This is a genomic window from Fervidobacterium sp. 2310opik-2, from assembly GCF_011057735.1.
Lineage (GTDB): Bacteria > Thermotogota > Thermotogae > Thermotogales > Fervidobacteriaceae > Fervidobacterium > Fervidobacterium nodosum.
Genome location: NZ_LNGG01000025.1, coordinates 1 through 25,898 on the forward strand (window position 1 = coordinate 1; position 25,898 = coordinate 25,898).

The following is a 25,898-nucleotide window of genomic DNA, read 5'->3' on the forward strand; positions in this document are numbered from 1 at the left end:
TGACTTATTACCGGAAATCTTTTTGAGGTTGTTCCCAAGTTATATATGACATTAAATTTTTTCTAAGTAGTATGGCTGGTATTTTTCTTCGTCGCCTAATACGACTCTTGCATAATGTCGTGCTTGTTTTTCGAATATTGTACGTATGTAATTTTCTTCTGAATCTAAGTGGTATTTGAGTTTTTGTTTCATCATTTGTTCGTATTCAGTTATGTATTTTTTCATACCGTCTTTTGTGAAGTAGTAGATATCGTTTTCACGTTTTTCAAAGTCTTCCTTTTTTATTGTTTTTAGGTTGATTAGGTTCAAAACAAAGTTGTCGATTATCACACATCTGAATTCTTCAACTAAGTCAAATAATAGTGATTGTTTTGAAACATCTATTGTGTGTAGATTCCCAAAGTATGGATCAAGTCCAACTGCATTTATTGCTAATAACATTTCTACATACAGAAAGTAATATCCAAGTGAAAGCATTGCGTTTATTTCATCTTTCGGCGGATGTGCTGTTCTTCCATTGAATGTGAGTTCTTCTGTTCGTATGCATTTTTTGAAACCAGAGAAGTATATTTTTGAGCCTATTCCTTCATAACCTCTGACTTCATCGACTGTTTTCGCTTTGTTGACTTTTTCTATTACTGTTCTTATTCCAGCTCTTTCTTCACTTAATAATCCTTTTGGGAGGTTTTTGCTTTTCTGGGTTAGGAAGTTGTAGTAGTTTTGTAGTTTGCCTTGGACTATCGATTTGGATATTTCGAGTTGGAACTGTTTGTCGGTTGCTCTTTCGTATTGTTTAAGTCTTAGGAGTACGTTTCTGTATTCGTCTGTATAGAGTTTTCCCCTGTATCTTCCGTGTTGTGTCATGAAGATTACTTCGATTTTGTTATCGAGGCAGTAGTTAATCATTTGAGATGTTAGCGTGATGTTTCCAAGTAGGTTGATTCTTTCTATTTTTTTGAGTGGTATTTCGTCTAATACTTGTTTGGCTTTGGTTATAATCATTCTGCCATCTTTTTTAGCGAGTACTGTTCCTTGTTCTAAGACATATATTGTCATTTTTTCCACCTTCTTGTTAGGTTGTTAGAAAAACCCCGACTTGCGTCGGGGGAAGGGAGAGTAATTTACTAAGCTGACGCAAGTACTTCGTTTAGTTTTCTTCTTACAGCTCTATCGAGTCTGTTGTGTATTTCGTGGTAGTGTCCTTTTACTTTTTCAAAGAGTATCTTGCAACCTAAGGATTGTTGGAGTATTCTGAATTGTTCAACGTAGTTTCGTAAGTATCCGTTTCTTGCTTGTGCTCTTGGGTTGGTAAGTATGCTTTTAATTAGTTCAAGGTCATAACAGAGTATGATGGTGTAGTTGTTTAGTTCACCGTAATTTCTTTTAAGGTATTTGAGTGCTTCAAGGACGGCTTTGAGTTCAGCTTCAACGTTTTGAAGTGTAGTACCAGGTCTTGACGTTGAAACTTTTATTGTTCCGTCAAAACCAAAGCCGTAAAGCATGAATCCGTAGGAGATCATGCCGTTCTTGTAAGAGCCGTCAGTATAGACTCTTATTACTCCGTTCATACTTTACACCTCCAATTTTTAGGTTATTTTTGTTTTCCAAATTAAGATGGACATTAATTTGAAAAAGCATGGGTACCGGTTTGATCCTGTACCCAAAGTTTAGTATTTTAGTATGTAGTGAGAGTAGTGAAAGTGTAATTTGTTAGGGGGTTCCAAATTAGTTGGGACATTATTTATTCGGGGTGTGGGGGTAATAGTGTGGGTTTGTGTGGAGGTTCAATTTCAGAAGCGATAGCGCTCTTAATTTAGTAATCTAAATAATGTACAATTTCCCACTCGCATTCGTCTTGTATTGTTTGAAAAAAGTCTAAGTCTATACTGTAATCTTGGAAAGTAGTAATCGGTTCAGCATGTTGGTACTTTTCTTCGTTGAATTCACCGTAAATGTAGTATATGTTTCCATCTATTTCACCAACTTCGGGGACTGAGTCTAAGATTTCAAATAAAACGTAGTCTGGTTTCTGAGAGTCTTCTTCGCAATCTATCCAAATCCAGTTTGGTAGATTGTCTAATTCTTCAGCTTTGACAAGTATTGTCATCATGCCTACGTCACCTATGAATTTACCAAACAGTATTCTTTCCATTCTTTCCATGTTCTTCCTCCTTTCTTTTCTATATTCCAAATAAGAACGCAAAGTGCAGAACTACGAATGGTACATGTTTAAATATAGCTTTGAAATCTTCAAATGGTACGTTGTATTTGTCGTTTACAACTGCCGCAAATTGTAATGTGTTGATGCGTAATACAAATACGAAGAGAAATAAAGCTATTGTTAAAAGACCAACGTGAAACGCGGAGTTCAGTATGCTGTTTAGGGTTACTTTCAATTTTAGTTTTCTCGTACTTGCAAATTTTATTGCTATATATGTGTAATATATACCACCGTTAATGATGTAATTAGCTATCATGTAGGAAAAGTACGTTGCTAAAAGAAATTTGAGTATGCTACCACCGTAAATAGTAGCTATTATTACTGGATCGATAACAAACGAGATTAGAATTGATAAGCCAAATGCGATAATGTCGTTGTTGTTAATTAGAGTGAACATGAATTTTTTGTGTGATGCGTCGTTTTGGGTCATAATCTCAAGCATTTCTTTTACTTCAGGTTCTGTTAAAGGAATGAAACCAAACATATTTTCTACCTCCTTTTTTGATTATTTTCAGAGTTGGAGTCATAGTGATTGTAGTTTGTTTTTGAGTGAGGAGTTTAGTTTTTTCCTAATTTCTTCGTCAATATAATTGTGTATTGGGTTGTTTGTTACTTTCTTAAAGATCACTTCGCACTTAAGGTGTTCTTCAAGTGTTCTAAATTCCGTGGCGTAGTTTTCATAATATGGGTTTTTAAGCTGCAGTTTTCTGTTGTATATAATGTCCTTTATCAGGTTGAGGTCGTAGTATAGTATTATTTTTCCGGTATTTGTAGTCCAGTAGTTTCTGTAAATGTGTCTAAGTGCTTCAAGTACAGCTGTGATTTCGGCTTCTACGTTTTGAAAGTGCGTAGTTGGTCTTTTAACTTGTACGTCGATAGCTTTTGAGCAATCGCTGTTGTGAATTACATATCCGTATGCGATCAGTCCTCCTTTAAACGCACCATCAACGTAGATCTCTATTGGTCTGTCCAAAATAATACACCTCCTTGCTTTGAATTTCAGGATGGAATTTCCCAAATTAAACAGGACATTTGTTATGGTGGGAAAGTTGATAATTGACGTGATTGTAGAGGTTATCTTTGGGCGTAAGAAAGCTACTTTCTAATTGTGTTAGAAAGTAGCTTTTTTAGAGAGTGGATGGTTAGTTTGGTATGTTAACTTTGTATTTTTCAACTGTAGCGTAGAGCACGCTCATTGGTGAGAAATCCGATGCAAAGACGTATTTTAGTACTGATGGGCTGAAACCTGAGATTAGAACCGTATTTGGTGTGTTGACCGTTGCAGGGCTTCCTGCGTATCCTGCTGTGTTCCAGTAAACGATTTTCGGTGGTATGTATCCATTTTCTTGGAATTGTTTTAAGACTTTTTCAACTTCTGTTCCTTCCCCTTCCACACCCATGTGGAATTGCATATCTGAGACGATGAGTAAGACGTCTGGTAGTTGTTCTTGTCTTAGGTTGTAAAATCTTGCCGTATCAAGGATCAATTTCAATGCTTTATCTATCCTCGTGGCACCACAAGCACCATCGAAAATTTCTCTGTTCGTAACCGCTTCGCTGAATTTCATACCGTTCCAGTTCTTAAACTCACTTTCTGATTCGAAAGCTATGAATTTCTTGTGGAATGGGTTATCTTGTGGGATTTTTGCAGAGCAATACAGAGCAAGTCCTATGGAAATATCGACTGCCTGTATTGAACCACTAACAGGAACTGACATGCTTCCCGAGGTGTCGGAGATTACTATGACTTTGTAATTTTCCGGCATGAAGTTTGGTAAATTTTCAAATTGAAGGTCTGCTAATTCTTTATCGCCAAAGAAGACTGTTCTTACACAGTCGTGTGGATAGAGTGCTTGTGTATTTATCTTAGCTTCTCCGTTAGAAAGTTTGGATTTGTATGTTTCAAAGCCTTCTTTATCATGCCTTAAGAAGGCACGTGTGTATCTTGCCATTGCAACTGAAGGTACCTTTTCGTATTCGATTTCTTTCCACATGTCTTGGCACATTTTGTGCTCAACTATGTGTTGTTTTCTAATGTTAGCAAGTAATTTTCTTAAGCCTGCTTCGTTTAGACCAAGAGCACGTTGAACGGGTTTGTATTCTCTTTTCGCCCATTTAGCTGCAAGTACGTTTTTTTCAGTTATGGCTTCAGCCCAAAGTTTAGCTGCTTGGTCTTCAAGTGGTGTACCAAAGAGTATCTTAAGGTCGTCCCAACGACCGTATTCTGGGATTAAATGCATGTTTACTTCAAGCCATTTTGAGTCGTTTTTGGCAAGCCATCTGGCACATTTTCTAAAGCCACTGCGATTACCCGCCCCACCACGGCAGTCTCTAAGCCAGAAGAGTAGTTTCATGGCAAGTGCTCTATCTTCAATTCTATCGATTGCCCACATCTTCTGGAAAAGAGAAAGTGCGGATTCTTCTTGTCCGTAAAATGAGTATCTGCCTTCAAAGAGGCTTCCAGCTTTAGAGAAGAACTCAAGATGGTGATTGAGAGAGAATTCGTATGTATTTCCACCTTCGTTAGTTTTCATCATGCCAAGCACCCCCATCCTTGGGATTTTTTCCTTTTCATATATATAGACACCCAGGATGGAAATTTCTGACAAATGAAAAAAATATCGCAAAATGCGATATCGCATTTTGCGATATAACTATCTTTTTCTTGATTTACCAGATATGTGTTCGATTTCTATTTTTATAATGCTCACTCTCTGTATTGAATCTGCGATTTCACCTTTTATTTTCTCTAAGTTATTTGAATATTTCTTTCCTATCAGTTCAAGTGCATAGCGCTTTTCATCCACGAATGGGTATGGACATACTTACCAGATAGAAAAACAAAATAACATAAATGGAACTCTAAAAAGAATAGAGGCTGCCTCCATCCTGTTTGATATAATTAAAACATGTAACATCCCCTTTTATCGTATTACCAAATTCCTTCCAGGATGGGAGGTCAGCCTATGAATAATCATATCATGAACTAAGAAAACTGTCCCCTCAAAAAGCAAGAGAAGTTGTTCGTAAAGTTTTTGAAGCTAACAACCAGAATGTATCAAAGACAGCAAAGATATTAGGTATTGCAAGAGCAACAGTAAGAAGAGCTGTATACGATTGTTTGGAAGATAAGTCAAGAAGACCGAAAAACTCCCATTAGACAAAGAAAGCTTACCCAAAGAAGTATATCAGCACATGAAAAATTACAGATTGCCAAGATACGAATGGAATATGATAGACGTAGCAACCAGGACAAGATTTACAGCATACTCATATGAATTAAATTCAACGTTTGGATTTATGTTCATTTCGATAGTAGCGTTATGGTTAAGAGTGCACAATGTAAGATGGAGAATGAAAATACGGATGGATAACGGAATGGAGTTTTGCGCAGGAAGCGAAAGGAAATTGAACGAATGGAACGAGATATTTGAAAAGTTAGATTTACAGTTAAGTCCAATACCACCGAGAGCAAAACACTTGATGGGAGTAATAGAGAACAGCCATAGAGCGGATGATGAATACTTTTTGATGAACCATGCTGAAAGATGCAAGAATAAGGTTGAATTTTTAGACAAGGCACAAAGATGGCAAGACACGTGGAACAAAGCCAGACCAAGCAACGGAAAAGGGATGAAAGGGATGACGCCATATGAAAAATTTACAGAAAGCAAAATAATGGTATCAGGACATGTATACGAATATCCTGTGGTATTACTTGAGGAGGTATTCAGAAAAGTGGGGAGTTTGTATCATCTTTTCAATAAATTAACTGGTAAATATGTCTTCACCACCACCAGTTAATTAGCAGGCATCCTGGGAGACAGTAACTTTTGAAGAATTTGATGCAAGTTTTAAATACTTCAATGAAAAAATAAAAACCAGTATTGAAGAATAAATTACCCAAAAGTAAGCGTAAAAAATTTGAAATTCATCCCCACTGAACCTTGAAATAAGTGATGAAATTGTAAAAGCTAAAAAATTATACAACAAACCGTTTTCACGTACGAGAATTGCTACTAAAATTGCTACTGATAGAAGTATTACACTAAGTTTCATTTTCAAAACAATTTCGATTACTATTAATACAGTGCTTAGGCTTGGAATAAGAATGTATTCAAGCTTATGTATAATCTTTTGTTTTCTTAGGTGAACATAAAGAAATATGTATAAAATAGAAAAGTTTATAATGTTTTTTCCTTCTTTTACATTCAGAAAGAGGTTTAAAAATATGTACCAAAATGTTGTGTAAGTGTATGCCATAAACACCGAAAAGAAATTTTTGAATTTTTCAGAGAAGTAGAAAATAAAGATCGATACTGATGTTAAAACAAAAAGAACGCTCACGTACGTTTGAATATTGTTATACTTAGGATCAATAAATATCTCTTCTTTTTTTAAATCATACCCGTACAAAAACGGAATTGACAAAATAATGAGAAAATGCTGAGATTGAAGATAACACCATTGCAAAAAATCCATAAAATTGAGCTTTTTTCTTTCTTCTTTTTGAATAGGTAAAGTTGAATTTTTCTTATAATAAAAGTACAAAACTAAAAAGAACGAAACAAAAGATATAACTGCAGAATCTGAATAGGAAACTGATATAATAGGGAAAAATTGTTTTGGAATTTTTTGCCTAAATACATTTTCCAAAAAGTGCATTAAGGAAGTAAAAAGAACGGAATTCGTATAGTCAAATATTACACAATACTTTAACCCCAAAATGAAAATGTTAAATAACAAAAGAGGTGAAGAATAATATTGTGTGTGCGCAATTGAAAAGATAACTGACGAAAATATAGCGGCGATTATGGAATTTTTCCTTTTTCTTAAAAAACCATACAAAAATTTCCTGAATATAAGCTCTTCAAAAAATGCAATAACAAACATATAAAATACCCCACCATATGTGGGGACAAAGCTTTCTTGTGCTCCGTTTATTAAAGAAAAGAATATTACAAATAAGGTTACGAAAATTACATATTCAAAAATTCTACCACGATGGCTCAAAAATCGGTTTAAAAAACTATCCTTTGACTGTTTCATTTCACTCTCCATTTTCGGTTTTTTCAAAGTTATTCATTGTGAAGTAAGAGATTGGATATATTTGTTCTATAGTCAATGTACTTGAAATAACCTTTTTGTTATACTCCATCATCTCTTCCTCTTGAATTGCATTGTAAAGCTTCCATATAGCTTCTTCTGTAGTTTGCCCAATTGCTCTGACAGTCTTGATTCCAGTTTCTACTACACCTACGATATTAAAAAATTTATACACATACTTTGCTACCACTATAAATCCTTGCCAAGGTGAATTTAATTGATAATCAGAGAACGAATTATTGAACGAATTATTTTGCAATCTCAGAGTTTCCGCTTTTAGGACAGAGCCATTAATGAACAAAAAAAATAATGTTACCATTATCAAAAGAAATCTACTTCTTTCTTGAATCTTCATAATACTTCCTCCCCGTAATATTGATTTATATCCATCAAACCGGTTTGATGTTCTGACTAATTTTATTATAGTACAACTTCTTTTGATGACAATCGCGAGTAATTGTAAAAAAAAAAAGAAATCTAATTAATTAATGCTCAATATATTTTCTAATCTTATGATTATTTATTATTTTGGCTTGTAGAAGGTTCTTGTTATAATACGATTCAAAAAATTCGGTGAAGAAAGTATCGAAGTTGTATTGGCAGCCATGGGAGAAGATAGAGAGCATTTGATATACAAATTAGCCGATTTGAAGTACCACCTCACGTTACTGTTGTCGGCGAAGGATATTGAATGGAGTGAATTTGTAAATGAACTGATTAGGAGGCATTAGCATCACAAAACAACATTTAATCGTCTAAAATTTGAGAATTCAAGAGTATGTTCGTTTTTCCTTGTGTATTTGACATTTTTCGAATTTAGTGTAAATTTTAAGATGGATTTTTGTTGGAAACGGTTCTGAAGTTTTAGAAAAGGGGTGCGGATGGTGGCAAGAAATAGCAAAAAACTAGACTTATCGACGCAATTTAAGTACCACATGCATCATTCCTTGGCGGAAAAAACGGAGTATTCCACGTTGCTACAGAAATTCTTTGCACTTTCCTACTCTGTTAGAGACCTGATTGCCGAAAAATGGCTCAACACAGAAGAGATAATCTACAAAAAGAAAGATCTGAAAATAGTCAATTATCTATCGATGGAATTTTTGATAGGTAGGTTGTTGTACAACAATATCTTGAACTTGAAAGCGGAAGATGAAGTTAAAGAACTTTTGAGTAAATACAACGTATCTCTCGATGAAATTGCGCTTTTGGAAGAAGATGCAGCGCTTGGTAACGGTGGACTTGGAAGACTTGCCGCCTGTTTTCTCGATTCCTTAGCCACCCTCGGTTGCCTTTCTTACGGATACACGATTAGGTATCAATACGGCCTGTTTAAACAAGCTATCGAAAATGGATTTCAAAAGGAACTCCCAGATGATTGGCTAAAGAATGGATATCCATGGGAATTTCCAAAGCCGGAAGAAGCGGTAAAGGTTAGATTTTTTGGCAGAAGTGAACCTTATACAGATGAAAAGGGTAATTTGAAATTTAGAGACTGTTCTAGACTGTTCGATAAAATTATGATAACCATCCGAATTCGTTGTATAATTCTTAAAGAGGGGTACACCCCCCTCCATCCTCACGAAAGTAGATTACCCTATGCCACGTAAATCCGACTTCTCCAATCGTCCTCGCTGTCCTTACTGCGATCATCCAACTAAAGTCTACATCAACGCTCACTATCATCGTCGTGCTCCCGATGGTTCTTTGGTTCAAGTTACCAGTTTCATCTGTTCTGAATGTAAACGCACTTTCTCTTTCCCTAAAGCTCAGCGTAAGAAACGCTTCGATTTCCCTTATCCTCGCTGCCCTCATTGTGATCGCCCCATGAAAATCTCCAAAGTCCGTCATTCTTACGTCCGTTTCCGTTGTCGCACTTGTGATTTCAAAACTAACGTTGACCTTTTTACTCTTTCTTTGGTTGAGTATTTCTCTTCTATCCGTTTTTCGCCTAAGTATCCTATTTCTGTCTGCTTGCATGCCTTTGAGCTTTTCTATTCTAATTTGTCTATCAGACAAATTAGAAATGTTTTAATTTCTCAAGGTTACTCTCCAAGTGTATCTACTATTTATCAGTGGATCATCAATCTTTCTAAAGCTATCGTATTTTCTCCTATCCTGTCTGATATTATCAACGTCGATGAGAAGTTTGAGAAAATCAAAATCGGTGATGAAAGACGTAATTTGTACATTTTCTTTGCCGTGAGTAAGTACAGAATCGTTAACTTTGTTGTTTCCACTAATCGTGATACTTTTGAAGCTTTGCAACTAATCTTTCCATGTAAACCTAAACTTGTTTACTCTGACGGTCTACCTTCCTATGCTGTAGCTTGCGAAAAACTCAATATCAAGCACAAAATCATCGATTCAAAGAAAAATCAACCAGCTGAATCAAGAAATAGTCTTCTTGCAATGTTTACTCAAGTTAGAAGAGGATTCAAAAAATTATCGAATGTGTTTTATTACATCAAAGCGTTTGTGGTAATGCACAATATCAAAAGAGAACTAAGAATAAAACATCAAGCAAAAAACTGGACAAAGATACAAAAACCGTTACTGAATTACTTGTTTGAACACCATCAAGAACTATTTGCACTACAGTAAAACAAACAAGTAAAGAAAAATCAAATCCAAGTAAAAAAGCAATGTGGAGACAGTGAAGATATTTTTTAGTGAAAAAAGCTTAGAAATTGACTATCAAAGAACGAAAATTACCAATTTCAAAAACCGACGAAGAAAAACGACAAAGGTTTTCAGAAACAAATCTTGATGAAGAACAAGAATTTTACTTTTTTGCCCTACTTTTTCATATCACCGAACAGTCTATTGGGATTTTTTCCTTTTCATATATATAGACACCCAGGATGGAAATTTCTGACAAATGAAAAAAATATCGCAAAATGCGATATCGCATTTTGCGATATACTATCTTTTTCTTGATTTACCAGATATGTGTTCGATTTCTATTTTTATAATGCTCACTCTCTGTATTGAATCTGCGATTTCGCCTTTTATTTTCTCTAAGTTATTTGAATATTTCTTTCCTATCAGTTCAAGTGCTCCGCGCTTTTCGTCTTCATTTTCAACTATTGAAGCTTTTCCAAAGGCAATTACGCTTTCATATGCAGTTGATAGTTCATCAGGCAAAATTTCGTAGCTTTTGACAATAGTAAAGCATACGTTTGAAAATTTTTTTATGTTTTCTATCTTATGACCTTCTTTAGCACAGTGAATATAGATATACTCTCCATCAAATGCATAGTTTACTGGTATCCCATATGGATATTCGCCGTTAAATGTTGCTAAGACACCATAATCACCGGATTTGAGTATTTCAAACGTTTGTTGTTCTGGTAATTCTCTATCTTTTCTACGCATAGGTGGAAATTTCTCCATCGTTATCAACCTCGCTTTTTACTTTGCCTCGATAACTTCGTAGGTCCATTCCTTTATGTTTTTTAACCGACTATCTATACTCACACCTATAAGATAACATTTCTTGCTTGTGAATCCTTCATAATATCTTCTTTCCTTTATCTGTTCAAGCGCTTCTTTTGCACTTTTGTCAACCTTCAGCTCAATTATATACGCAACCCCGTTGTTTTCTATCAGAATGTCTATTATCCCTCCGGATACTTCTTTTTCTATCTCATGGTACACTCCACTTCCAAATAATATCCCGCTTATCACCATCTCATAGTGCGATTCTATCGTCCTTAATTTGTCTTCTTGTTCTTCATTCTTCGTTACTTGTTTTATCTTCTCACTCAACCGATAGCTCATCTTACCAAGTATCTCTTTTAATCCACCTATCAACCCATCAACGTTTTCTTTTTTCACAGCATCCTTTATCTTTACTCCTATTCTGTTTAAATCATCTATATCCAATTCGTAATTCAATTCAAGTAACATCTGAGACAATGATTGCCCAGCGTCTATGTTTGGTATTTTTAACCCGTACAGTCCGCTGTCTATTTCCTTGTAAAATGTCAGATATCCTGCTTGAACAAGGAAAGATTTAGCAACGCTCTCTTCTATTTCTCTACTTGTCAATTCGATATATGAGATGAGTAAATCTTTTTTGAGGATATCTTCAAGCTTGACTTTCCTTGCACGTAGATAATCATGTAAAAACTTCGGTGCTCCTGGATCGTTCCAGTATACAAGAAAGCTTTTGTGAAAGAAAAACAAAAGTACCGCAAATGGATTGAACACAAAGTGTTTTCCATCGAAAGAAAAACCGCCATAGTATTTCTCAAGTTGCTCAAGTAAGTAATCCTTGCTCATATTTAACTTTTGACAAGCCATATCAATGTACTCAGGAAAATATTGAATGATTTCCTCTTGTGTATATCCAAGCATTTGAGAAAAATCTTCATGGAAAGATATATCAACAAGGTTGTTCAAAGTGGAGAACACACCAGCCTTGGTGTATTTGGTAATACCAGTGAGAAAGACAAAGCGAAGATATTGATCAAGACTTTTGATTTTTGTGTACAGTTGTCTGAGTATTTCTCTCATTTCGTGTGCCTTTTGTTTGTCTGAAATATGATCTAATATCGGCTTTTCGTATTCATCGATGAGTAAGACAACGGGTTTGTTGTATTTCCGACCTATATCCTGCACAAGATAATAGAATACATCGGAAATAGTGCCGTCAACACATGAAACATCGTAATCTTTGGCTATACGTTTTAATCTTAAGAAAAGAGAATTGTACGTATCTTCCGGTGAAGTTGTATCTATTTCGTTCATATCCAGCCTAACAACAGGAAAGCTTTCCCAATTCCATTTGTCGTATATCCATGTGCCTTCGAATAGTTTTTTCTCTCCTTTGAATAAATACTCAAGTACACTCACTGTCAAACTCTTCCCAAATCTCCTTGGTCGGGAAAGAAAATAGTATCCTTTTGCTCTTTTCACCAGTTCGTATATGTACTTTGTCTTATCCACGTATGTAAAATTTCCATTTATTAAATCTTTGAAATCTATTACACCTATCGGCAGTTCTTTCATTATTCTCACCTCTTTGTTTTGAAGTTTAAATCTCGAAAATATTATATCACTATCTCTTCTAATTCATCAAAAAAACAAAAACCTCGCTGGTTTTACACCAGCGAGGTTTTCAAATTATGTTTGCTTATGTCATTTTACCACGATTGGTATCAATGTTGCGTACGATTGTCCTGGAACATATGATTTAAGTATGTCTTCTTGTTTTTGACCTTCTGGAACTATTGTATCAAGTACGTATGGTGCAAAGTCTTTTGAATCAACGGGGTATCCACCGAGTGTCCATTGTGTTGGGTCTTTTGAAACAGGTCTGATGTGATCAGTACCATATCCGTCTTGGCTAAGTGATAAGATGTATGCTTTTATACCAGTTTTCACTTCAAGGTATTTCTTGAATACGATTATATGTATCACTTTATCTGCTGGATCGGCTTCGTATATTATAGCTTCTGGTATTTCTTTACCATCGGCTGTGGCAAAGACTATTCTATCATCTGGCCATCCTGCAACCTTTATGAAGTAATCCCAAGGTTCTTTGAATTGTACCCTTGCCCCTTCTTTGTATGTTGACGTCTTTCCACCAGCCTTTGTGTCAAGGTAAATGTTCACAAGTTGGTGTGAAAAGCCTTTTGGTGACGCCCATGGGTTGGTCATTTCAGCAAATTTGATGCTGAAAACGTACGCTTCGTCATTTTCAAGTACGGTAACTTCTGTTATGTCCCAAAGTCCTTTGTAAGGCGCAAAAGCTGGATCTTTTGGATAAACGTACGTACCAAAGCCGTAATCATCGCCAATTTTATCGGCGAATTTTGCTATCACATTTCCAGAAAGCATCGTAGGTGTCTTTATAGCTATGCCTTCTTGCGGCAGTACTTCATCTTTTCCATCAACAGAACATACGATGTAAATGTTGAAATTTTCCCCACTTTTGATTCCGAGTATATCGTATGGTATTTCAATCTCGACAACATCATCAACTGCTGATTTGAAGACATTTGCTTGGAGTATCCAAGAATCGTCTCCTGCAGCTGCGAAGAATGTACCACGTTTCCTTGTTTGCCATGTTCTCATGTTGAGTGAGAATCTGAAACCAACTGGTTTACTGAGTATTGTACCACCGGATGTTTTTCTGTTCGACGCTGTCATTTTTGGTGCGTCGGTGTAAACTTCAAAGAGAACATTTTGTCCAACGTAATCTCTTGCTGGTTTGTCAAGTACGATGCTCACGTACGCAGCTGTTGATGTTCTTGCAACGTAAGCTTGTTTTATAACTGTTCCGCTGTACATCGCCGTTGATTTTTCAACATCAGATAATTTTCCATCGATTTCGTATTGAACTGACTTGATAATATTTTCCTTAGGTAATTCAACTTTGGTTTGTTCTTCTTCTTTCTGAACCTTTGGAGCACCAACTCTTAGTTTTCCATCTTCTTTCCACACTTCGAAGATACCGTTCTTACCACCAAAACCATCATCAACGTAGGCTGGAGCGTTTGGATCAGCCACCCAATCTTTACCATCGACAACGAATTTGTATTGGTAAACACCCGCTGAAAGTTCAAGAACGGCTTCCCACCATCCGTCGCCAGAGCTGTAACATTCAGTATCGCTCATACTCCAGTTGTTGAAAGACCCCGCTATGAAAACGTATTTAGCTTCTGGTTTGTAGAATTTTATAACCACATATGCATTATCTTCGATGGAAAAGTTTTCCTTTCTTTCTGTGTTAATTTCAACTTTTTCTTTTATTTCAGCTGCTGGTGCAACGATAACAAGTTTTCCATCTTTTTGTGCAAGAGTAAACACACCATTTTTACCACCAAATCCGTCATCTGTGTATCCTGGAGCATCTGGGTCTTCTTTCCAAACTTTACCACCATCGATAACGAACTTATACTGGTAAGTACCCGGTTTAAGTTCAAGTTCTGTTATCCACAAATCGCCTTCTCTTCTCATCGGATTAGCGTTTGTCGACCAATTGTTAAATGTACCTGCCAAATGCACTGTACTTGCCTGTGGATAGCTGAATGTGAATACAACCTTGTTACCATCAATCTTTAACGCCGCAAAAGAGAAAATGGACAAAACAAGGAAAATTATCAAAATACCTCTTAACGCTTTCATACACTTACCCCCTTTTTAAGAATGGTAGACTAAATATATTTTCTCACATTTCGCGAATTTTGTGCAATGCATTTGGAATTTTTTCATGTAAAAAACCACCGGTACAAACCGGTGGTTTAAGAATTGTAGCTATATTTTATCTTTCAATCGTCAATGCAAAGATGTGTACATTGATTTGCTGAGGTAAGATTATCTTACTCACAAAGTCGTTAATTTCTAACACGTACGTATCTATACCGCATTTTATGTATTGCTTCTCCCCTGAAGATATATATCTGTAATCAAATACTATATCTTTTGGTGAGTTACACCAGTCATGTATATTTAGTTCATAATCAGAGTTATCTATAGTGAATTTGACATTGTAATCCCCATGATTGGCGGCAGCAAGGATGTATATTTTTTTCACGTAAAGTTTTTCCGGAAGAACTATAACCTGTCCATCACATCTTATGTTATCCATTCCAATTGTTTTCAAGTAAAATGGTACGTTGTTGAGGTATATAATACCTTCATCGATTTCGTTTTGTGGTAAATACGCTCCAACAACACCACCTAAGTTATCGAAGTTTGCAGGATTTTGAGGTGTTCCAATGCCGTCGTTGTTGTAAAAATCAGACAGATCCACTAAACCAAAGGTTCCGGAGTATTCAAGTTTAGCTATTGATTCGAAAGAAAATTCTTTGCTCTTCGATGTGAAAATTTGTCTATTTTTAATCTTCAATGTTTGAGATGGTATATCGTAAAGAACAGTCTTAGGATTTTTCTTATCGAATGAGATTCCCAATTGTTGTGGAATCAATATTATCTGGTCGATGTTGCAACTGTTTGAATTTGAAACAGATAAATTACCTTCTATCTCAACGATACCAATTTCAAAGAGTCCCTTACCAGTTAAGTCTTTTTTAACACTCGTTTTGGAAGATACAGTTATCGTTGTATTAGAAAAATTACCAGATAAGAGAATATAATACGTTCCATTTTCAATATTTTGTTTTCGTATTCGCCCTTTTCCGTCCATTTGTAAGCTCGCACCTGAACCGTAATCTCCTGTTACCATCTTGGCGGAAGATATGCCAATGTCAAAAGCTTCTGCTTCAAGTACAATTACACCAGAACGACCAATTAACTCTGGATTCATTGCTAATGTTTGGTAAGTTTCTGGTAATTTCATACCATGAAGAATCGTTCTGAGACTGCAAATTGTTGATTCCGCACCGGCATTTCTGTTGTAATGCATATATTCCATACCATCGTAACCTTCTCCATTTTCACCAAACATTCTAACACCAAGTCTATTTCCGCCAAACAACCAAGAAATGGCTAAAGAGGAAAGCAAGGCGTACTTTTCATCTTTCTCGATATCGTACAACAGAACAAGAGGAACTGCCGTACATTCAAGTGCGTAAGCTAATTCTGGGTACAACTTGAAATAATTTTGGATTGAATAGATCAAACCTGTTGAAATCATAATAGAAGCTTGTGAAATGAGTGATTTTTCTGCAACCGAAAGAAATTTCTCGTTACCTGTGATTTTGTAAGCACGTAGCAGTGCTTCTATGTAATGGTTTCCCCATCCGTTCCATAACAATCTGTCTTTGTAAACGGTAAAAAAGCCTTTCAAACTATCGAAGTTTTTTATTTCATAATCCAGTAAATCTGTGGCGTATTTATTTATCTCTTTGAGAACTTCTGATGATTGGTAAACTTCGTAATAATTGCAAAGCCCAAGGATGTAAAGTGCTAATTGATCAGCTGAAGTTGGTGGTTTTCTTTTGAGTGCGTTGTACGTTTTCTTGACTGCTTCATGGATCTTACTATCATCGGTGAATTTTGCAAGCTTTGACAACCCCCAAAACGCTCTCAGAGCCCACCAACCTGCGGATTTCTGACTCGTGATACCGTACTTATTGATTGTGCCATCTTTGTATGCAAAGTTGTAAAACTCTCCATCACTTGCTTGCATCTTTACAACGAACTTCGCTGCATCTAAAGCTAAATTCAGATATTTACTATCTTTCGTTAATTCATACGCCTCGGAATAAAGCAATACCACTCTTGCCACATCATCAACACAAAAATCTCCCTCGTTTAGTGCACTAACGGGTATAAATGCATTACCTTTGTTTTCTGCGTAAACCCAGTATCCCTTGACCATCTCACCATCAAGAGCGAACCACTCAGATAGTCTTTCAAGATGTGTAATATTGAAGTTCAAATTGGAAAATCCCACGATAGCTAATAACATTCCCATCACCACAAGCGCTCTGTACATTCTCATCTGCATCACCAACCCCGTTTAGAATGATAAACACAAAAGGTCAGGCTTTCGCCTGACCTTAGAGGTGAATTCTTACTCGCCTATTTTAAGCGACCTGAATGATTTACTCTTTTCTTCAATGAGTTTCACAGCATCTTCGACAGAGTTTGCGCTGTAAAGTGTGTAAAGCATCGTATGTTCAACTTTATCTCCCGCTTTGTATCTATTTGGCATAGCTTCTTTCTTTGTACCCCATACAGGATAGACATTTTCAGTGGCTGGATATGCATTGAATTCATCGGCAACCCATTTGAATATACCGGTTCTGAACTCAAGACTTTCATACACCCACGTGTCTCCCTCAAGCCACTTTGCATAGTCCGCTTTGACCATTGGCACTGTTGGGAATATCTCTGCGATACCAACTTTTCCCTTTGGTGAATAGTTGCTTCTCCATCTTTCCGCTGAAGCAAATATGTAAGTTGCACCCCAGAAGAGTGGTTTCATACTCTGTCCTGCTGGGAATACGATGTACGGTATCTTGTTTATCCAAGTAACGGCATTCCTTTCAAGCCAGTATTCGTATGGAGTAATGCCAAGTTGGTCTGCCCATGCCAATCTTCTGAAGACGGGGAGTATATGGACTGTATCGTCAAATGCAGGAATGATAGGCTTTGTAATCATCGTCTGAAGTTTCATGATATCAGCATAGTTGTAGAAGAGGAAATTGTTGTCAACGTAAATATCACCATTTTTGAAGACATAGATGAGTAAATCTTGGAAGAGTCCAAAGAACTTATCGGATTGTAAAAGCGCCTTTATTCCAACTGCAACCGGACCGGGTTCAAAAACTTTCACGTCAACTGCTCTTAAGCCTTGTGATGTTTCTTCATCGTGTTGATTACCAATGTCTCCATTAACAAAATATGTTGACCTTGACCAGCCTGCTATCCTCGCAATTCCTATTTCGTCGACCAAATTCGCTTTGATGTTTCCAAACTGGTTGATCCTGGCAATTCCGTTAACAAACACCTCCAGTGTGTTATCCGTTGTTTTAATTGTCCAACCCTTGTCTGATTTTGTAACAGTGAATGCTTTTGTATAACTTGGTGCTTTTGCAGCTTGATCCGATACTTGTATCTTACCGTTACCTTTTGCTACAAACACCAAATAATCTGGTGCAGATACACGCTTGTTACCATCAACATCGTCAATTGATAAGGAACTTCCTTGTTGTCAACAATGACCTTTAAGCTTGTCCAGTCAGGTTCGAAATCTTCAGGAAGAATATCAACTAATTTTCCCATCTGCAATACAACAGGGACTTCTACGTTTCCAGCAACAACTGGTATGGTAACGGTAGCACCAAGAACAACCAAACCGCTTAACAATACTAAAATCCCAAGTACCCTCTTCATACCTACACCTCCCTCTAATGTGGTGGAAATGGAAAAATAGGTAAGCGTTTACATACTAACGATATTATAATGTTTTGGTTTAAATTATCTCAATTCTAATATGTGGAACATTTTACTCAAAATGTTTATTATACGTGTTTAATGAGTTTAATCATCACATTACTTATATTTTTTATAATTCTCTTCTTTTTTCAATATTTGGTATTCCAAAAACGGAAATGTATAATATAGACAGTATGTAAACGCTTACAGCTTATCAACATTAAAAGTGATGTTCTTATGTTTTTAAGTGAAAGGAGTGATAAGACAATGGTTTCGATAGAAGATGTTGCGTTGAAAGCAGGTGTTTCGATTGCCACAGTTTCGAGGGTACTCAATGGAACTGGATATGTTTCTGAAGAAACTGAATTGAAGGTGCTTAAAGCTATAAAAGAACTTGGATATAGACCACATTTTTCTGCACAAGCACTTGCCAGAAGGAAGAATTTTGAGGTTGGGATAGTAGTAAGTAGGAGAATTCAAGAGATACTTTCAACGGAAATAGGGGTCTTTTACAAGATTATTTTGGAAGCTATTGAAAGTGCATCGGCTATGTACAAGATCTCCACTGAAACGATTTGTTTAGATGATTGGGATTTTAAAACAAATCATGATGGTTATATATTGGTTGGTAGTGATGCAACGGAAGAACAGATACTTAAGCTTAGCTCTAAAGCAAAAGTTGTGCTTGTTGATCACTATATAGACGGATTGCGAGTGAATAGCATTGTGAGTGATGGTTACGATGGTGTGTTCTTTGTCACAAAGGAAATTATAAGTAAGGGTTTGAATCGTATCGTGCATTTACACGGCCCGTTGAAGTATTACGGGTTTAGAGATAGGTACAACGGATATGTAAGTGCGATGACAAGGTATGGAAAATTGCCTATCACGTACGAGTACGATGATTTGCACGAAGATGTTGACAATGTTCTAAAAAAAATGCTGAGAGATTGGGTTCCTGAAGCAATAATCTGTTCAAACGATGTGATAGCTCTTCGAACGCTTTCAAAACTCAGAGAATTGGGATACAAGATTCCAGAAGATATCAGTGTTATAGGGTTCGATGATATACCAGCAGCGGAAAGAGAAGGGTTATCGACACTGAGAGTTCAGAAATCAGAACTTGGTTTAAACGCAGTAAAGAGGATTTACGAATTATTGACAGGTCAGAGTTTGCATCCATACAAACAGTGTTTGTATACGTTATTTGTTAAAAGAAATTCTTCTAAATATTAAATATTTAAATATTAAATATTTAACACGTTTCCACACTTTCTCGAGGAGGGGTCAGTATGAGGAAAGTTTTGATCGGTTTGATACTGGGTCTGATTGTTACGTTGACGTGGGCAGTTGAACTTGTCTTTTGGACTGCACCAAATCCTTTGCAAGAAGAGTTTTGGAAAACCATCGTAGCTCAATGGAATAAAGCAAGACCAGATATACAAATTAAAGTTCAAACTATACCCGCAGCCGGAAGTTCGGAAGAGGCGATACTTACAGCAATTGCCGCAGGAAACGCACCAGATTTTTCTGAAAACATCTTCAGCGGCTTTGCTGCTCAACTTGCCGATATCGGTGCGATTTATCCATTGGATAGCTTTGGTGCTGATTTTCAAAAGCTTATAGAAACAAGGAAGATGAAAAACATCATCGAAGGTTGGAAGATTAAAGGCAAGTATTACGTTTTCCCAATTTATTCAAACCCGATGTTGTTCTGGTGGAGAGGCGATTTACTTAAGAAACTTGGTTACAACAACCCACCAAGGACGTACAACGATATTTACGAAGTCAGTAAAAAGTTTGCAGATGGAAAGACGAAATTCACAATGCAAGTTGTCGTGGGAAGAAACTGGTGGGATAGATGGTTCGATTTTATAACTTATTATTACGCAGCGTCTGGTGGTAAACCGTACATAGATGTTGCAAAAAGAAAAGTAAACTTCGGTGATGATACTGGAAAGCAGATAGTTCAATTTATTTACACGATGTTTGAAAAGAAATACACAGCAGTTGAGCTCGGTGATAATCCATTCTATAAAGGTGTAATACTTGGTAAGATCACAGGTCCGTGGGAAGTTAACTGGGCAAAGGAAACATTCCCGAAAGTTGTTCCAGAAATCTGGTTCTCAGCACCACCTGTTCCAGATAATTATCCGAAAGATAAACCCATTTATACATTTGCTGATTCAAAAGGATTAGTTATTTACTCGACATCAAAGTACAAAAAGGAAGCTTTTGAATTCATCTCTTGGGTTTTTTCAAATGCACAAAACGATGCTCTGTGGATAGAAAAGACTAAGATGCCACCTGCAAGGGAAGATTTAACGACAAATCCGCTCTTTGCAAAGTACATGGATGACAAGTTCTTCAAAGCGTACTGTGAGTTTGTTCCATACGCCGTACCACCCGCACTTATCGATAAGACTATCGATATTCAACAAGCTATGACCACACAACTTATAGAACCTTTGATGTATCTTAAAGGTAAACCACTCGATATCCTTGATAAGGCTGTGAAGGAAATCAACAAATTATTATTCTGAGTGTTTTAATTTTATTTCTTGAATTCTTGGAGGAAAAGAGAGGAAAAGATTGGATGTGAAATTATGTCAAATTGCTCGAAACTTGGTAAGAAGGAAAGAGCATTTGGTTATTCGGTTATATTTCCTTACTTAGCTTACACGGCGGTTTTTTGGGGCTATCCGTTCATTTGGATGGTTGTCTTGGCTTTCACAAAATGGAATTATTTTTCAAAACCACAGTTTGTATTCTTGAACAACTTTCTTAGAATATTCACCGATAGTTTGGTCATTCGGATAGCCCTTAATACTTTGAATTTTCTTGCTTATTTGATACCAATGGTGTTATTTGCTTCACTCCTTTTTGCAATGGCATTGACAAAGGTGAAATTTGGTAAGACTTTCATCATGCTCAGCTTTTTGGTTGCGAATGTTTCATCAGGTGTTGCTTATTCGCTTTTGTTTTCGAATCTATTTTCTATCAACGGACCAATAAACAGACTTGTAGATAGTTTATTTGGATTCACAATCCCTTGGTTCAGTAATCCGCAATTGGCAGTTTTTTCGATTTGTCTGATCATCACGTGGAAATTCATAGGTTACTATGGGTTGATAATATACGCAGGGTTGCTCTCGATACCCCAATCGATTTACGAAGCCGCAGAGCTTGACGGTGCCGATAAAAAGACGATATTTTGGAAAATCACTCTTCCGTTACTCAATCCATCGCTTATCACCGTGACGGTGCTTGCAATCACACTAACGTTTGGTATCTTCACCGAACCGTACATGATTACAGGTGGCGGACCCATGCAAAGAACGACTACGTTCTTGATTTACATGTACGACACTGCTTTTAAGAGAATAGATCCATCGTACGCAACTACAGTGGCAATAGTAACAGCTTTAGTTAGTTATGCACTTGTAATGCTTATACGAAAGTTCTTTGAGAAAGAAGTGGTGTTCGTATGAAAAGAGAACGCATCGTTTCATGGGTTATCACTGTCGTGCTTCTGGCACTTGCGTTCTTGTGGATTTACCCGTATGTATGGCTTGTAATGTCTTCGTTTAAACCAGCAGAGGATATATACACGACATTTTTACCAAAAAGGCTCACCCTTGAGCATTACAAGTTTATATTCCTAATGGCCAACAAGTTCCAAAGACCTTTTGTAAGAGCTTTTTTGAATAGTCTTTTCATAACCACGACTGTTACGTTTTCTGTTTTGATCACATCAGCAATTATAGGGTACGTTGTATCAAAGATAGAGTTCAAAATTGGTAAGTACGTTTTCAATTTCCTGATATACCAGATGCTCTTTCCGGGATTTATGTTCATGATACCTATGTTCATTTTGATAAGAAACCTTGGATGGCTTAATACTTATCAAGCGCTTATTGTACCATCTTTGACAAGTTCATGGGGCGTGTTCATGTTTGCACAATCTTTCAAGACTATCCCAAAAGATTACATAGATGCCGCAAAGATAGATGGTGCAAATAACTTTTGGATTGTTTTTAGAATTATGTTACCACTGGCAAAGTCTACCGCTTCGATAGTTGGAATGTTCACATTCATAGGTACGTGGGATAACTTCCTGTGGCCACTTATGGTGATGAAAGATTACAACAGGATGCCACTTTCAGTTTTGCTTGCATCTTTCAATCATGAATACGCAAGTTACATAGGTCCTGTACTTGCAGGTGCAGTTATCCAGACTATTCCAATGGTATTAATTTTCCTTGTGTTAAGGCAATACTTCTTGCAAGGTATATCAATGTCGTTAAGATAAACTCGTTGAGTGAAAGGAGGAGCATGTTGATGGATTTAAAACTGAAAAGACACCCGCTTAGCCCTTTATTAGCACCAGTCCCAGGTCATATATGGGAAGATAAGTTCGTATTCAACTGCGCAGTAGTTTACGATGGTGAATTGTTCCATCTTCTTTACAGAGCGCAAGGACAGGATATGGTTTCAAGGATAGGTTACGCAGTTAGTACAGATGGTGTACATTTCAACAGGTTGGAAAAACCCGTCTTCTCACCGGCTTGCCAAGATGAACTTTACGGTGTGGAGGATCCAAGAATCACGAAGTTAGGAGATAAATATTATATGCTCTATACTGCGTATTCCCCGAAAGGTCCAAGAGTTGCAATGGCTTCAACAAAGAATTTCATCACTTGGGAAAGATATGGCATTGTGATAAAAGATGAAATTGACAACAAAAATGCAGCTTTGTTTCCAGAGAAAATTAATGGTAAATACATAATGATTCATAGGTTCCCCCCTGATATATGGTTCGCATATTCCGATGACCTTATCAATTGGGGTAATTACGTTAAAGTAGCAGGTCCAAGGGAAGGTTACTGGGATAATCTCAAAGTTGGTGCGGGTGCTCCACCGATAAAAACTCCGTATGGATGGTTATTACTCTATCATGGCGTTGAAGATGCACCAAGACCGATATACAGACTCGGATTTATGCTTCTTGATTTGAACGATCCAACGAAAGTATTGAAAAGAAGCGAAAAACCAATACTTGAACCTGAAGAAGATTGGGAGATATTTGGTGGAGTACCGAATGTGGTATTTAGTGATGCGATGGTTGAATACAACGGTCAGTATTACGTTTATTACGGTGCTGCCGATAATTACATCGCACTTGCAACGATAAGTGTCGATGAAGTATTTGAATGGTGCAAATCATAACAAATAAAGTGGTATAATCTAATAAACTATCCAAACTATCCGAAGCAAAAAGGGGGGAACACGATGAACAACCTGAAGATAGGTATCATAGGAGCTGGTAGCGCCGTTTTTTCGATGAGAATTATCTCGGACCTTTGTAAAATGCCAAAACTCAGCGGCTCACACGTTGTACTGATGGATATCGACGAAGCAAGGCTAAGAAACACTGGTATACTCGCCAACGAATTATCAAGAGTTTTCGGTGCAAATTTGAAGATAGAAACTACAACGGATATGACAAAAGTAATAGATGGCGCAGATTTCGTAATTAACACAGCTATGGCTGGTGGGCATAGTTACCTTGACAAAGTCAGAGAAATTGGGGAAAAGCACGGATACTACAGAGGTATCGATGCGCAAAATTATAACTTCGTTTCTGACTATCTTAACCTCACAAATTGGAATCAATTTTCACTTTTTTTGAAAATAGCTAAGATGATTGAAAAATTTGCACCTAACGCCTGGTATTTGCAAGCTGCAAATCCAGTGTTTGAAGGTACAACCCTGGTTTCGACGCAAACATCAATAAAAATGGTAGGCTTTTGTCACGGGCACTATGCAGTTGAGAGTTTGGCCAATTTAATTGGGGTGAAAGAATATGATTGGCAAGTGGGTGGTGTCAACCACGGTATTTGGCTAACAAAATTTACAACAAAAGATGGGAAAGATCTTTACCCGGAAATCGATAAATACAAAGGTAAAATTCAACACAAGCCATCAAATCCATTTGACGACCAATTGTCACCTGTTGCATGGGATATGTACGATTTTTATGGACTATTCCCAATAGGCGATACTGTGAGAAATTCGACATGGAAATACCACAGGGATTTAGAAACAAAGAAAAGATGGTATGGTGAACCATGGGGTGGTGCCGATTCGGAATTAGGTTGGAAATGGTATGTAGAACAATTATACAAAGTTGTCGAAATCATCAACCAATTTGCAACAGCTATCGAAAATGGTCTTACGTTGGAAAAAGTAAAAGATTCCATGAACTTAATGCCTTGGCTAGAAGATGATTGGAAAAACATGGTTAATGAATTACTTGATAGTGAAAAACTAAGTGGCGAACAGCATGTTCCATTTATTGATAGCGTTGTGAATGGTACAAAAAGGCGATTCGTCGTTAATATGATAAACAAAGGTAAGATAAAAGGTATAGACGATGATGTTGCTGTTGAAATATGCGCATGGGTGAGTGGTGAAAATATCGAATTTGAAGAAACACACCTGCCAGAAAGAGTTATCAACTGGTATATAAAACCAAGGGTTTTATTAGCTAAACAAGCGCTTGAGGCGTTTTTGAAAAAAGATACAAAACTCGTCGCGGATATAATTGAACGGGACTGGAGAACAAAAAGTAGTGAGCAAGTTAAGAAATTAATCGATGAACTTTATCCGTTTGTAATTGCAGAAATGAAAAAGATAATCGAAAATTAAATTTGCAAAAAACAAATGCGGGCATTTCTATGCCCGCATTTTTGTATTTTACTCAATTCTTTCCACTTCTATTCTATCTATTAATCTTTCTACATCTGCTTTTCTACACAATCTGGTACCAGGGGTCATAACTGCTGCAGTTCCCGCGGCATTTGCCCATCTTAACGCTTCTTCATCGCTTGCATCTTCTGCCTTTTTAAAAACAAATCCAGCTAGGAACGAGTCACCCGCACCTACAGCACTTTTTACGTTAACTTTTATCGTTTTTGTGAACAATACCTTTTCTTTTGCGATAAGATACGCACCTTCTCCACCAAGCGTAAGCAATATAGCTTGAAGCTCGTGGGTGTCTATAATTTTCTTTGCTTCACTTATTATTTCCTCCCGCGTATTTACGTGCTTTCCAATAAGCCTTTGAAATTCATGTAAATTTGGCTTTATGTAATCAGGTTGACCGATTAATCCTGCTTTTAGCTTATCTCCGTCTGCATCGAAATAAACAGTTGCTCCCCACTGCTTTAGCGTAAATATAATTCCCGTGTAAAACTCTGCGGCAACACCTTTGGGAAGGCTACCCGAAACTACAACAATATCTTTTTCTCGAACAAGTGCTTGAAGAACTTCGAGAACAACTTGTAGTTTTTTAACACTAATCTTTTCGCCAGGCATACTTATTCTATACTGCCCTTTGCTTGATTCTAAAATTATATTCATCCTCGTTTCCTGAGGAACCCTAATTGAGCTGTATATAACACCTTCCTTGTCAAGCATTTCTTCTAGCTTTCTACCAGTATCTCCCCCAACAAGCGCGATAGCTATCGAAACTCCTCCAAATTCTCTGATGACCCTCGAAACATCGATACCTTTTCCTGCAGGATAGTCAACCACTTTCTTTGCCCTTATGGTATCATCAACGATCAAATCATCAACATAAATGTACCTATCAAGGCATGGATTCATAGTTAAAGTGAAAATCATAAAAATTTGCCTCCTTTAAGCGTTT

24 protein-coding genes and 1 pseudogene are annotated in these 25,898 nt (G+C 36.8%); 9 read left to right on the top strand and 16 right to left on the bottom strand.

The genetic code is table 11. The features are described 5' to 3' along the window. Positions 1-51: 51 nt before the first annotated feature. The 6 genes from cas1 to AS161_RS07525 all read right to left on the bottom strand — a co-directional run bounded on the left by cas1 (position 52) and on the right by AS161_RS07525 (position 4,758). A complete protein-coding gene (cas1, locus tag AS161_RS07500) occupies positions 52-1,056 on the bottom strand; it encodes a CRISPR-associated endonuclease Cas1 (protein WP_011994761.1) in 1,005 nt (334 codons plus the stop codon). Between the two features lie 68 nt (positions 1,057-1,124). Next, a complete protein-coding gene (locus AS161_RS07505; protein WP_011994760.1) occupies positions 1,125-1,568 on the bottom strand; it encodes an RNase H family protein in 444 nt (147 codons plus the stop codon). Between the two features lie 245 nt (positions 1,569-1,813). Next, the gene (locus AS161_RS07510) at positions 1,814-2,161 is read right to left on the bottom strand and encodes a hypothetical protein (RefSeq protein WP_011994759.1); all 348 of its coding nucleotides are present in this window, start codon (positions 2,159-2,161) and stop codon (positions 1,814-1,816) included. Between the two features lie 19 nt (positions 2,162-2,180). After that, positions 2,181-2,705: a hypothetical protein gene (locus tag AS161_RS07515; protein ID WP_011994758.1), complete on the bottom strand. Its 525-nt coding sequence runs from the start codon at positions 2,703-2,705 to the stop codon at positions 2,181-2,183. A 39-nt stretch (positions 2,706-2,744) separates the two neighbouring features. Next, entirely contained in the window at positions 2,745-3,194 is a 450-nt protein-coding gene (locus AS161_RS07520; RefSeq protein ID WP_011994757.1) for a hypothetical protein, read from the bottom strand. A gap of 169 nt (positions 3,195-3,363) precedes the next feature. Beyond that, positions 3,364-4,758 (bottom strand): DUF2828 family protein, encoded by a 1,395-nt coding sequence (locus tag AS161_RS07525; protein WP_041256981.1) that lies wholly within the window; start codon positions 4,756-4,758, stop codon positions 3,364-3,366. A gap of 458 nt (positions 4,759-5,216) precedes the next feature. Here AS161_RS07525 and AS161_RS07535 point away from each other — a divergent pair. Continuing rightward, positions 5,217-6,025 (top strand): annotated as a pseudogene (locus tag AS161_RS07535) (IS481 family transposase). Here AS161_RS07535 and AS161_RS07540 read toward each other — a convergent pair. Together AS161_RS07540 and AS161_RS07545 are read right to left on the bottom strand one after the other, a co-directional pair. Continuing rightward, a complete protein-coding gene (locus AS161_RS07540) occupies positions 6,026-7,282 on the bottom strand; it encodes a CPBP family intramembrane glutamic endopeptidase (protein ID WP_249477048.1) in 1,257 nt (418 codons plus the stop codon). Further along, positions 7,272-7,682 carry a hypothetical protein gene (locus AS161_RS07545; protein ID WP_011994753.1) on the bottom strand — a complete coding sequence of 137 codons (411 nt, stop codon included), beginning with the start codon at positions 7,680-7,682 and terminating at the stop codon, positions 7,272-7,274. The genes AS161_RS07540 and AS161_RS07545 overlap by 11 nt, the downstream gene beginning before the upstream one ends. A gap of 529 nt (positions 7,683-8,211) precedes the next feature. Between AS161_RS07545 and AS161_RS07555 the strand changes: the two genes are divergently transcribed. Next, entirely contained in the window at positions 8,212-8,937 is a 726-nt protein-coding gene (locus AS161_RS07555) for a glycogen/starch/alpha-glucan phosphorylase (RefSeq protein WP_033192267.1), read from the top strand. Here the strand turns inward: AS161_RS07555 and AS161_RS09335 are convergent. Beyond that, positions 8,879-9,346 (bottom strand): hypothetical protein, encoded by a 468-nt coding sequence (locus AS161_RS09335; protein WP_231882451.1) that lies wholly within the window; start codon positions 9,344-9,346, stop codon positions 8,879-8,881. The two genes, AS161_RS07555 and AS161_RS09335, sit on opposite strands and share 59 nt — an antisense overlap. On the opposite strand from AS161_RS09335, the gene AS161_RS09340 reads away from it, so the two are divergent. After that, the gene (locus AS161_RS09340) at positions 9,332-9,931 is read left to right on the top strand and encodes a DDE-type integrase/transposase/recombinase (protein ID WP_158510139.1); all 600 of its coding nucleotides are present in this window, start codon (positions 9,332-9,334) and stop codon (positions 9,929-9,931) included. The genes AS161_RS09335 and AS161_RS09340 overlap by 15 nt on opposite strands. A gap of 321 nt (positions 9,932-10,252) precedes the next feature. On the opposite strand, the gene AS161_RS07565 is transcribed toward AS161_RS09340, so the two are convergent. The 6 genes from AS161_RS07565 to AS161_RS09345 all read right to left on the bottom strand — a co-directional run bounded on the left by AS161_RS07565 (position 10,253) and on the right by AS161_RS09345 (position 18,142). Continuing rightward, positions 10,253-10,723 carry a pyridoxamine 5'-phosphate oxidase family protein gene (locus AS161_RS07565; RefSeq protein WP_011994751.1) on the bottom strand — a complete coding sequence of 157 codons (471 nt, stop codon included), beginning with the start codon at positions 10,721-10,723 and terminating at the stop codon, positions 10,253-10,255. An 18-nt stretch (positions 10,724-10,741) separates the two neighbouring features. Continuing rightward, positions 10,742-12,343 (bottom strand): ATP-binding protein, encoded by a 1,602-nt coding sequence (locus tag AS161_RS07570; protein WP_164542340.1) that lies wholly within the window; start codon positions 12,341-12,343, stop codon positions 10,742-10,744. 129 nt (positions 12,344-12,472) lie between these two features. Further along, positions 12,473-14,464 carry a glucodextranase DOMON-like domain-containing protein gene (locus AS161_RS07575; protein ID WP_014452211.1) on the bottom strand — a complete coding sequence of 664 codons (1,992 nt, stop codon included), beginning with the start codon at positions 14,462-14,464 and terminating at the stop codon, positions 12,473-12,475. 136 nt (positions 14,465-14,600) lie between these two features. Continuing rightward, entirely contained in the window at positions 14,601-16,751 is a 2,151-nt protein-coding gene (locus AS161_RS07580) for a hypothetical protein (RefSeq protein ID WP_241241359.1), read from the bottom strand. A 66-nt stretch (positions 16,752-16,817) separates the two neighbouring features. Beyond that, a complete protein-coding gene (locus tag AS161_RS07585) occupies positions 16,818-17,891 on the bottom strand; it encodes a hypothetical protein (RefSeq protein WP_241241360.1) in 1,074 nt (357 codons plus the stop codon). Further along, positions 17,882-18,142 carry a hypothetical protein gene (locus tag AS161_RS09345; protein WP_241241361.1) on the bottom strand — a complete coding sequence of 87 codons (261 nt, stop codon included), beginning with the start codon at positions 18,140-18,142 and terminating at the stop codon, positions 17,882-17,884. Before AS161_RS09345 ends, AS161_RS07585 begins: the two co-directional genes overlap by 10 nt. 309 nt (positions 18,143-18,451) lie before the next feature. Between AS161_RS09345 and AS161_RS07590 the strand changes: the two genes are divergently transcribed. The 6 genes from AS161_RS07590 (at position 18,452) to aglA (ending at position 24,895) form a co-directional block, all read left to right on the top strand. Next, entirely contained in the window at positions 18,452-19,420 is a 969-nt protein-coding gene (locus AS161_RS07590) for a LacI family DNA-binding transcriptional regulator (protein ID WP_014452208.1), read from the top strand. 56 nt (positions 19,421-19,476) lie between these two features. Beyond that, the gene (locus AS161_RS07595; protein ID WP_164542341.1) at positions 19,477-20,727 is read left to right on the top strand and encodes an extracellular solute-binding protein; all 1,251 of its coding nucleotides are present in this window, start codon (positions 19,477-19,479) and stop codon (positions 20,725-20,727) included. A gap of 63 nt (positions 20,728-20,790) precedes the next feature. After that, the gene (locus tag AS161_RS07600) at positions 20,791-21,675 is read left to right on the top strand and encodes a sugar ABC transporter permease (RefSeq protein ID WP_014452206.1); all 885 of its coding nucleotides are present in this window, start codon (positions 20,791-20,793) and stop codon (positions 21,673-21,675) included. After that, a complete protein-coding gene (locus tag AS161_RS07605) occupies positions 21,672-22,496 on the top strand; it encodes a carbohydrate ABC transporter permease (RefSeq protein WP_014452205.1) in 825 nt (274 codons plus the stop codon). Before AS161_RS07600 ends, AS161_RS07605 begins: the two co-directional genes overlap by 4 nt. A 29-nt stretch (positions 22,497-22,525) precedes the next feature. After that, positions 22,526-23,413: a glycosidase gene (locus AS161_RS07610; RefSeq protein ID WP_164542342.1), complete on the top strand. Its 888-nt coding sequence runs from the start codon at positions 22,526-22,528 to the stop codon at positions 23,411-23,413. 63 nt (positions 23,414-23,476) lie between these two features. Then, complete coding sequence (gene aglA / locus AS161_RS07615; protein ID WP_014452203.1) at positions 23,477-24,895, top strand: alpha-glucosidase AglA; 1,419 nt, start codon at positions 23,477-23,479, stop codon at positions 24,893-24,895. Between the two features lie 48 nt (positions 24,896-24,943). On the opposite strand, the gene AS161_RS07620 is transcribed toward aglA, so the two are convergent. After that, positions 24,944-25,873: a 1-phosphofructokinase family hexose kinase gene (locus tag AS161_RS07620; protein WP_164542343.1), complete on the bottom strand. Its 930-nt coding sequence runs from the start codon at positions 25,871-25,873 to the stop codon at positions 24,944-24,946. Positions 25,874-25,898 lie beyond the last annotated feature (25 nt).